Source organism: Azospirillum sp. UFLA03-27 (assembly GCF_059803775.1).
In genome coordinates, this window is record NZ_JAUQTX010000267.1 from 1 (window position 1) to 8,708 (window position 8,708).

At 70.5% G+C, this 8,708-nt stretch carries 9 protein-coding genes; 4 read left to right on the plus strand and 5 right to left on the minus strand.

Going from position 1 to position 8,708, the window contains the following annotated elements:
• The coding region (locus Q4I23_RS27355; protein WP_498528298.1) for an AAA family ATPase at nucleotides 1-629 on the minus strand (629 nt) is incomplete at its 3' end.
• 205 nt (nucleotides 630-834) lie between these two features.
• Between Q4I23_RS27355 and Q4I23_RS27360 the strand changes: the two genes are divergently transcribed.
• Together Q4I23_RS27360 and Q4I23_RS27365 are read left to right on the plus strand one after the other, a co-directional pair.
• Complete coding sequence (locus Q4I23_RS27360; RefSeq protein ID WP_498528299.1) at nucleotides 835-1,749, plus strand: ROK family protein; 915 nt, start codon at nucleotides 835-837, stop codon at nucleotides 1,747-1,749.
• Nucleotides 1,750-1,821: 72 nt separating this feature from the next.
• Complete coding sequence (locus Q4I23_RS27365) at nucleotides 1,822-2,151, plus strand: hypothetical protein (RefSeq protein ID WP_498528300.1); 330 nt, start codon at nucleotides 1,822-1,824, stop codon at nucleotides 2,149-2,151.
• A gap of 245 nt (nucleotides 2,152-2,396) precedes the next feature.
• Here the strand turns inward: Q4I23_RS27365 and nagA are convergent, their stop codons facing one another.
• Entirely contained in the window at nucleotides 2,397-3,584 is a 1,188-nt protein-coding gene (gene nagA, locus Q4I23_RS27370; protein ID WP_498528301.1) for an N-acetylglucosamine-6-phosphate deacetylase, read from the minus strand.
• A 489-nt stretch (nucleotides 3,585-4,073) separates the two neighbouring features.
• Between nagA and otsB the strand changes: the two genes are divergently transcribed.
• Entirely contained in the window at nucleotides 4,074-4,898 is an 825-nt protein-coding gene (gene otsB, locus Q4I23_RS27375) for a trehalose-phosphatase (RefSeq protein ID WP_498528302.1), read from the plus strand.
• 90 nt (nucleotides 4,899-4,988) lie between these two features.
• Nucleotides 4,989-5,234, plus strand: coding sequence for a hypothetical protein (locus Q4I23_RS27380; RefSeq protein ID WP_454019376.1), 246 nt, complete (start codon nucleotides 4,989-4,991; stop codon nucleotides 5,232-5,234).
• 19 nt (nucleotides 5,235-5,253) lie between these two features.
• Here the strand turns inward: Q4I23_RS27380 and Q4I23_RS27385 are convergent, their stop codons facing one another.
• The 3 genes from Q4I23_RS27385 to Q4I23_RS27395 are packed head-to-tail and all read right to left on the minus strand — an operon-like array spanning nucleotide 5,254 to nucleotide 8,551.
• Nucleotides 5,254-5,970 (minus strand): ABC transporter ATP-binding protein, encoded by a 717-nt coding sequence (locus tag Q4I23_RS27385; RefSeq protein ID WP_498528303.1) that lies wholly within the window; start codon nucleotides 5,968-5,970, stop codon nucleotides 5,254-5,256.
• Nucleotides 5,967-6,713 (minus strand): ABC transporter ATP-binding protein, encoded by a 747-nt coding sequence (locus Q4I23_RS27390; protein ID WP_498528304.1) that lies wholly within the window; start codon nucleotides 6,711-6,713, stop codon nucleotides 5,967-5,969. The genes Q4I23_RS27385 and Q4I23_RS27390 overlap by 4 nt, the downstream gene beginning before the upstream one ends.
• Nucleotides 6,710-8,551, minus strand: a complete 1,842-nt coding sequence (locus Q4I23_RS27395; RefSeq protein WP_454019378.1) for an ABC transporter permease — start codon at nucleotides 8,549-8,551, stop codon at nucleotides 6,710-6,712. The genes Q4I23_RS27390 and Q4I23_RS27395 overlap by 4 nt, the downstream gene beginning before the upstream one ends.
• Nucleotides 8,552-8,708: the final 157 nt, after the last annotated feature.

The window sequence follows — 8,708 nt, forward strand, 5'->3', positions numbered from 1 at the left end:
GTTATAGTCTCGTGGGCTCGGAGATGTGTATAAGAGACAGGGCCAGCGCCGGGCGTCATGCGGTAGATCACGCCGAGTTCGCGCACCGCCTCGGCCAGTCCGGGGCGGGCCAGGGTCCGTTCCATCTCCGGCGTGCCGCAGAGAAGAACTTGGAGGAAACGCCCGCTCGGCGTCTCGGAGCGGGTGAGGTCGATCAGGTCGGCCAGCGTCGGGGCGGCCAGGACTCCCGCGTTCTCCACCGCCAGCAGGCCGGTGCCGGCGAGGTCGAGCCGCTCCTCCAGCTCCTCGATCAGCGTGTCGAAATCGCGGTCGTCGCTGTCGGAGGGCAGGGCGGCGTCGCCGGCGGCGGACACCAGATCCTCCACCTGCGCCCCGGCGCTGGCGGCGACCGGAAGAACCAGCGCCCCGTCGGAGCCGACCTGCTCGACGAGTTGGTGGAAGACCGCGGCCCGTCCGGACCCGGCCTCGCCGACCAGCACCAGCAGCCGCTTGCGCCCCAGCAGGGCCAGGAGAAGGCCGTCGAAGACCTCCGTCTGGTCGGGGCGCAGGCCGGCGGCCTGGGGTTGGGGCTTCGCCTTCGCCGCAGAGCGATTCGAGGATGGCGTGGCTTTCGGAGCGGAACGGTCCATGGGGGCGCGCGCAATCCAATTGATGGGACGTTACACTCCTGACTCTAGTGGTCCGCCGTCGTCCTGCGACGGTGCAAAGGGACGGGACCGCCACCTCTTATGGAGGAGGCACGCGTCGGGATGGCTGATTTGGGCGGAGCGCTGCGCTATAGGGGGGACTGCTTTTTCCACCCCCTTCACTGTCCACCCGCGCTGGGAGTCCGTCATGGGCATGGGTCCGATGCGAATCGGCGTTGATCTGGGCGGCACCAAGATCGCCGCCACCCTCCTGGCACCCGACGGGACGGAGCGGGCGCGGCACCGTGCCGACACGCCGCGCGGCTATGCGGAGACGCTGCAGGCGCTGGCCGGCACCGTGGCGGCGCTGGAGGAGGGAGCGGGCTGCCGGGACGCCACGGTCGGCCTGTGCCTGCCGGGAATCGTCGACGCCGCCGCGGGCACCGTGCGCGCGGTCAACCTGCCCTGGCTGGATGATCGGCCCTTCGCCGCCGATCTGGCGCGGGCGCTGGACCGTCCGGTGCGCATCGCCAACGACGCCAACGCCTTCGTCCTGTCGGAGGCGATGGACGGCGCCGCGGCCGGGGCGCCGCTGGTCTTCGGGATCATTCTGGGCACCGGGGTCGGCGGCGGGATCGTTGCGGACCGGCGCATCCTGCCCGGCGCCAACGCGCTCGCCGGTGAGTGGGGGCACAACCCGCTGCCCTGGCGGGTGGCGGAGGACGGCCCGCCCGTGCCCTGCGGCTGCGGGCGGGAGGGCTGCATCGAGACGCTGCTGTGCGGCGCCGGTCTGGCGCGCCTGCATCTCTGGCGGACGGGGGAGACGCTAACTCCGCCGGAGGTCGCCGCCCGCGCCGCGGCCGGCGACGCGCCGGCGCGGGCGACGCTGGACCGCCATGCCGACGCGCTGGCCCGCGCGCTGGCCGCCGTCATCAATCTGCTGGACCCCGACGTGATGGTGGTCGGCGGCGGCCTGTCGGAGCTGCCGGGGCTGTTCGAGGCCGTGCCGGCCCGGTGGGGACGCTGGGCGCTGAGTCCGGCCCCCCGCACCCGCTTCCTCCGGGCGCGCCATGGCGCCGAAAGCGGTATGCGCGGCGCGGCGTGGCTTTGGCCCAAGGAGTGATCCCTTCGGCCGATGTTTCGAAATTGGCGCGGCTTTTGCTCTATACCCTCCGACACGGAAGGGAGAGGGCCCATGTTCGGCTTCATCGCGGGATTTCAGAAGGGGCGGCGCGGGTCTTCGCTGCAAACTGCAAATCAAAATGCCTATCGCAATATGCACAAGGCGCCTTCGTCGCATCCTGCAAACGGCGTAATGGTCAAACGTCAGTTGGAGGAGGCCTGCGTCCTTCTTCAGGACGCCGCCGACGACCTGGAATCGGTCCTGTCGGGAATGCCGATGCCCGCTGGCCGGGCCGACCTGAACGAGGCGATCGGAACGATCATGGAAACGTTGAGGCTGGTCGCCTCCGCCCATGCGCGGCTGGAACACCCGCAGATCCATGGCGGTGCGCTGGCCGACTGAGGGTTCCGGCCAGCGGCCGAACTGATGGGTCAGAAACGCGAAAGGGCGGCTCCGCCAGGGAGCCGCCCTTTCGCTTGTCCGGATGTCCGGACCCCGATCACTCGGAAACGGTCTGCCAGAAGAAGAACACGACGGCCAGAACCATCAGGGCGATGTCCATGGGTAAATCTCCTCGATGCTGCGTATGAGGGTCAAAATTCTGCGGCCTCTATACGACAGATTTGCGCGTGCGTGCAGGGGGTGTTTCACGGAACGGCCATTTTGCCGCTGATCCAGGTCGCCCGCACCCGCAGCCGCTCGTCGAGATGCACGAGGTCGGCGACCAAGCCGGGCCGGATGCGGCCGCGCCGTCCCGCCATCCCCATGAAATCGGCCGGGTAGGCGGAGGCCATGCGCAGCGCCTCGTCCAGCGGGATGCCGATCCGTTCCACGGCGTTGCGCACCGCCATCGCCATGTCCAGGGCGGAACCGGCCAGCGTGCCGTCGGCGGTGACGCAACGCCCGTCCTCCACCCGGATGTCCTCGCCGTAGAGCTGGAAATTGCCGGCCGGGTGATCTTCGGGAGCGCCGACCGGCGGCATCGCGTCGGTCACCAGGAACAGCCGGCCGGGGGCCTTCGCCTTCCAGGCCAGACGGACGGAGGCGTCATGGACATGGTGTCCATCGACGATGATCCCGCACCAGACCGCATCGTCCTCCAGCGCGGCCCCGACCATGCCGGGCTCGCGGGAGCCGAGCGGGCTCATGGCGTTGAACAGGTGGGTCACCCCGGTGATGCCCGCGGCGAAGCCGGCCTTGGCCTGAGCCCAGGTGGCGGTGCTGTGACCGGCGGCGATGCGCAGGCCGGCGGCGGCGAGCCGGCGGATCGGCTCCGGCGGAACCGCCTCCGGCGCCAGCGTGACCAGGGCCGGCAGGCCGGAGAGGCCGCCGAGCAGGGCGAGGTCGTCCGCGTCGGGGGGCGCGATGAAGCGCGCGTCGTGGACGCCGCGGCGTTCCGGCGCGATGTGCGGGCCTTCCAGATGGATGCCGAGCACGCCGGGCATCCCCTGTGCCAGCGCGGCGCGCACCGCGGCGACGGCGGCGCCACGCTTTTCGGCCGAGTCGGTGATGAGGGTGGGCAGCAGGCCGGTGGTGCCGAAGCGGCGATGCGCCTCGGCGATGCGGCGCAGCGTCGGCAGGTCGGGCGTGTCGTTGAACAGCGCGCCGCCACCGCCATTTACTTGGAGGTCGATGAATCCGGGGGCGAGGATGCCGCCGCCCAGATCGATCACCTCGGTCTCCGGCGGAATCGCCTCGGGCGCGACTATGGCGGCGATGGCCGGGCCGTCGATCAGCAGGGCGGCGCCCGCCAGCACCGAGTCGCCGGTATGGAGCGTGGCGTTGACCAGCGCCTTGAGCGGCCGGTCGTCGGCGGGGCTGTGTGCGTGATTCAAGTCGGCACCCGGTGGTTGCGGCGGGGATCGGCGGTGGGCCGACAGGAAAACCCGGCGGGGCCGACGGCGCAAGAGCGCGTCGTGGGGGCAAAACCCTTTCATTTGTGCGGATTATGCCGCTGGATTTGTTGGGGTATGGTGTTTGTTAGGGATTGCCAGAAGGGACAGGTTTCTGGCAGAAAAAAGGCCGCTGACGAACAGCGGCCTGAGTTTAGGGAGGAAACGCCCAAGAAGGGCGAAGCAGCAATCTCTTGCTGCGCTGCAAAATTAACAAAGATCTCAGGCGGGTGAAAACCCCGAAGCAATGGCCCCTTGCGGGGCCGTTGCTTTTTCCGGGGTCGCTGTGACCGAAGAGTCACAATCGTATCGGGTGCGATAACGTCGTTGGTTAACGCATCCGAACCTGATGGCGCGCTTGCCCGTTGTTCCGATCATGCGCCGGCGCGACAGCGCCCACCGACGATGCCCCGGACACGAAGGAGAGCGCCCGTGACCGACCAGCACCCCCCTGCTTCCACCGAAGGCAAGCCGTCGGCGCTCGTCCGGTTCGACGCCTTCGCGGCGATGCTGGGCGACCGGCGGCCCGCAGTCTTCCTCGACTATGATGGCACCCTGACGCCCATCGTGGAGCGGCCCGATCTGGCGATCCTCGACGAGTCCGTGCGCGCGGTGATCCGGCGGCTGGCCGGGCTGTGCCCGGTGGCGGTGGTCAGCGGGCGTGATCTGGAGGATGTGGCCCGCCATGTCGGGATCGACGATCTGATCTACGCCGGCAGCCACGGCTTCGACATCCGCGGCCCGGGCCTGCGCACCCAGATCGGCGAGGAGTATCTGGGCGCCCTCGACGCGGCCGAAGCAGACCTGCTGCGGCGCCTGCACGGGGTCGAGGGCGCGCTGGTCGAGCGCAAGCGCTTCGCCATTGCCATCCACACCCGGCGGGTGGTCCCGGACCGCAAAGCGTCGGTCGGCGACGCGGTGCGGGACGTTGCTGCGGCCTTTACGGAGCTGCGCGTCACCGGCGGCAAGGAGATCCACGAGTTGCGGCCCAACGTCCCCTGGGACAAGGGCAAGGCGGTCCTGTCGCTGCTCGACACCCTGGGTCTGGCGGGACCGGAGACGCTGCCGCTCTATCTCGGCGACGACGAGACGGACGAGGACGCCTTCCGCGCCCTGGCGGCGCGTGGAGAGGGGCGGGGAGTGGGCATCCGCGTCATGGACCCGCCAGCCCCCAGCGCCGCCGGATGGAGCCTGAAGGACCCGGCGGAGGCCGGCGCCTTTCTCGACCGTCTGGTCGTCTGGCTGGCGGAGGGCTGAACCAGCCCGCCGGTCCCCACAGGCGGGTCCCCATCGCTTTTCCGACGAAAAAGGGGTACGCTGGTCGCCGATCAATCGAGGGGTTCCACCATGGACATCGGCGCGCTCGGCGCACCGCGGATGCCGTCCCTGCCCGACGCCCAGGCCTCGGCCCTAGCGGGGCTTCAGGGCGCCCAGTCCCGCGCCGACGAGGCGGGCGCGCAACTCGCCGCCGGCAACCTCGACCCAGCGGTGGTGGTCAGCCTCTCCTCGGCCCAGACCGACTTTGCCGCCAACGTCAAGGTCATGCAGGTCGCGCAGGAGAACACCAAGCGCGTCCTCGACATGCTGGTGTGAGTCTTCACACCGCCAGCCCTCACACCGCCAGATAGGCCCGGCGCACCGTTTCATCCTCCAGCAGCGTCCGCATCAGGCCTTCGAAGCGGATCTGCCCCTTCTCAATGACGCTCGCGCGGTCGGCGACCGCGGCGGCGAAGGCGAGATTCTGTTCGGACACGAGGATCGACAGCCCCTCGGCCTTCAGGGCGCGCAGGGCGTCGGCCATCTGCTGCACGATGCGCGGGGCCAGCCCCTCCGACGGTTCGTCGAGCAGCAGGAGCGACGGGTTGCCCATCAGCGTGCGGGCGAGCGTCAGCATCTGCTGCTCGCCGCCGCTCATCCGCCCGCCGCGGCGGCCCCGCATCTCGGCGAGGTTGGGGAAGAGGGCGTAGAGCCGCTCCGGCGTCCAGTGGGGCGCTCCGTCGCGGGGGGGCTGGCGGCCGACCTCCAGATTCTCCTCCACCGTCAGGTCGGTGAAGACGCGGCGGTCCTCCGGCACATAGCCGAGACCGAGCCGCGCGATGCGGTGCGGCGGCAGGCCGGAGACCTCGCGCCCGTCGAAGGCCACCGCGCCGGAGCGCCGGTCGAGCAGGCCCATGATCGCCTTCATCGTCGTCGTCTTGCCGGCGCCGTTGCGGCCCATCAGCGCGACCACCTCGCCCCGACCCACCGCCAGATCGACTCCGGTCAGGATGTGGGCGCGCCCGTACCAGGCCTGGAGCCCACGAACGCTCAGAAGGGGCTGGCCGGTCATGCCGCACCTCCCAGATAGACGGCCTGCACCCGCGGGTCGGCGCGCACGGCGTCGGGCGTGCCCTCGGCGATCAGCTGGCCGCGGTCGAGCACGATGATGCGGGTGGCGTGGCCGAACACGACGTCCATGTCATGCTCCGTGAACAGAACGGCGAGGCCGCGCTCGCGGACGAGGGAGGAGGTCAGCGCCATCAGCTCCTGCCGCTCGCCGGGGGCCATGCCGGCGGTGGGTTCGTCCATCAGCAGGACCTTCGGGGCGCCGGCCAGCGCCATGGCGAGTTCGACGCGCTTCAGGTCGCCATAGGCCAGCACGCCGCAGGGCCGCTCCGCCTGTGCGCCCATGCCGACGCGCTCCAGCAGGGCCATCGCCTCGTCGCGGAACCCGGAGGCCGCCGGGACCCACAGCCCGAACAGGCGCCTGTGGACGGAGAGGAGGACCATCTGCACGTTCTCGAGCACCGTCATCGAGGCGAAGGTGGCGGTGATCTGGAAGGTGCGACCGACGCCCATCCGCCAGATGCGGCGCGGCGGCAGACCGACGATGTCCACCCCGTCCAGCTGCACCGTCCCAGCGTCGGGCCGCAGATGGCCGTTCAGCAGGTTGAAGCAGGTCGTTTTGCCGGCGCCGTTCGGCCCGATCAGCGCCAGAACCTCCCCGGCGTCCAGCGCGAAGGACACGCCGCGCACGGCCTGCACGCCGCCGAAGGCCCGTTGGAGATTTTCTACAGAGAGGCGGCGGCTCATAAGTCCCTCCCGCGGGTCCACAGGTCGCGGACGAAGCCGGCGACGCCCTTGGGGAAGGCGAGCACCAGCACCAGGATGACGGCGCCCAGGACCAGCCGCCACCAGTCGGTCCGGCTCATCGCTTCGGTCTCCAGCAGGTGGAACAGGGCCGCACCCACCACCGGGCCGCTCAGCGTCTGGATGCCGCCCATCAACACCATGACCAGCGCGTCCACAGACACAGGAACGGCCATCAGGGTGGGAAAGACGCTGCCCTTGGCGAAGGCGTAGAGCCCGCCGGCCAGCCCGGCGGCGGAGCCGGCGAGGGCGAAGCTCAGCCACTGGTGCCGCCGAACGTCGATGCCCACCGATTCGGCGCGCAGCGCGGAGTCGCGCCCGGCGCGCAGCGTGTAGCCGAAGGGCGCGAAAGCGGCACGGCGCAGCAGCAGCAGCGCGCCCCCAGACAGCGCCAGGGTCAGCCAGTAATAGGCCGCCTTGCCCGCCGCCCAGTCCGGCGGCCAGACGCCGAGGATGCCGTTGTCGCCCCCGGTGAAGCCGTACCACTGGAAGGTCACCGACCAGACGATCTGCGCGAAGGCCAGCGTGAGCATGGCGAAGTAGAGGCCCGACCGCCGCACGCAGAACCATCCCGCGGCCAGCGCTCCCAGCCCGGCGACCAGAGGAGCGGCGGCCAGCGCCAGCGGCATGGGGGCGGCCAGATGCTTGACCAGCAGGGCAGCACCGTACGCTCCAAGCCCGAAATAGGCGGCGTGCCCGAAGGAGACGAGGCCGCCCAGCCCGATCAGCAGATGCAGGCTGGCCGCCAGCAGCGCCAGGATCACCACCTCGGTCAACACGATCAGCGCGTAGTCGCCGGCGACCAGTGGCACCGCGGCCAGCAGGGCGAGCAGCAGGGCGGGCGCCCAGCGCGCCGCGCCGGCCGCGGCGATCAGTGGCGGGCCGGGGCTGGCGGCGGTGGGCGGCGCGTCCTCGGCGCGGCCGAGCAGCCCGTAGGGGCGGATCACCAGCACCACCGCCATGAACAGGAAGACCAGGACCAGCGTGATCTGCGGGAAGACCAGGATGCCGAAGGCCTGCAACTGCCCGATCAGCAGCGAGGCGACGAAGGCGCCGGTCAGGCTGCCCATGCCGCCGACCACGACGACGACGAAGGCCTCGACCACGATGGCCATGTCCATGTGCAGGTTCACCGCCTCGCGCGGGACCTGGAGCGCGCCTCCCAGCCCGGCCAGCGCCGACCCCAGGAACAGCACCCCGGTGAACAGCCGCGCCGGATCGACGCCGAGCGCCGAGGCCATGTCGCGGTCCTGAGTCGCCGCGCGAACCAGCGTGCCCCAGCGCGTGCGGTTGAACAGCAGCCAGAGCAGGCCCAGCACCAGCGGCCCCAGCCCGATCAGCACGAGGTCGTAGAGCGGGAAGGGCTGGTCGAGAATTTCGACGGAGCCGCGCAGCCCCGGCGCCCGCCGGCCGAGTAGATCCTCCGACCCCCAGATCCAGGAGGCGGCGTCCTGCACCACCAGCACCACGCCGAAGGTGGCGAGCAGCTGGAACAGCTCCGGCGAGCGGTAGAGGCGGCGCAGCAGCCCGACCTCCATCAGCGCTCCGAGCAGCCCGACCGCCAGCGATGCCGCAGCCACGGCGCCCCAGAAGCCCAGCGGCGTGGTCCCCCAACGCTCCACCAGCGTCCAGCCGAGATAGGCTCCCAGCATGTAGAAGGAGCCGTGCGCGAAATTCACGATCCGCGTCACGCCGAACACGATGGTCAGCCCGGACGACACCAGGAACAGCGTCGCCGCCGTGGCGAGGCCGCTGAGGAATTGCACGAGGTAGAAGGACATCGGCTCTTTTCGGCAGTCTGCGGGAGCGGGGGCTTGCCCCCTCCCTAGCCCTCCCCCGCTTCGCAGGGGAGGGGACTAAATTTCCCTCTCCTGCGGAGCGGGGGAGGGAAGGGGCCCTGTCTCTTATACACATCTGACGCTGCCGACGATTATACGC

Coding starts and splice junctions, on each gene's coding strand:
- Q4I23_RS27360 (WP_498528299.1), top strand. CDS start 835: ATGGGCATGGGTCCGATGCGAATCGGCGTTGATCTGGGCGGCACCAAG.
- Q4I23_RS27365 (WP_498528300.1), top strand. CDS start 1,822: ATGTTCGGCTTCATCGCGGGATTTCAGAAGGGGCGGCGCGGGTCTTCG.
- Q4I23_RS27380 (WP_454019376.1), top strand. CDS start 4,989: ATGGACATCGGCGCGCTCGGCGCACCGCGGATGCCGTCCCTGCCCGAC.
- Q4I23_RS27385 (WP_498528303.1), bottom strand. CDS start 5,970: ATGACCGGCCAGCCCCTTCTGAGCGTTCGTGGGCTCCAGGCCTGGTAC.
- Q4I23_RS27390 (WP_498528304.1), bottom strand. CDS start 6,713: ATGAGCCGCCGCCTCTCTGTAGAAAATCTCCAACGGGCCTTCGGCGGC.
- Q4I23_RS27395 (WP_454019378.1), bottom strand. CDS start 8,551: ATGTCCTTCTACCTCGTGCAATTCCTCAGCGGCCTCGCCACGGCGGCG.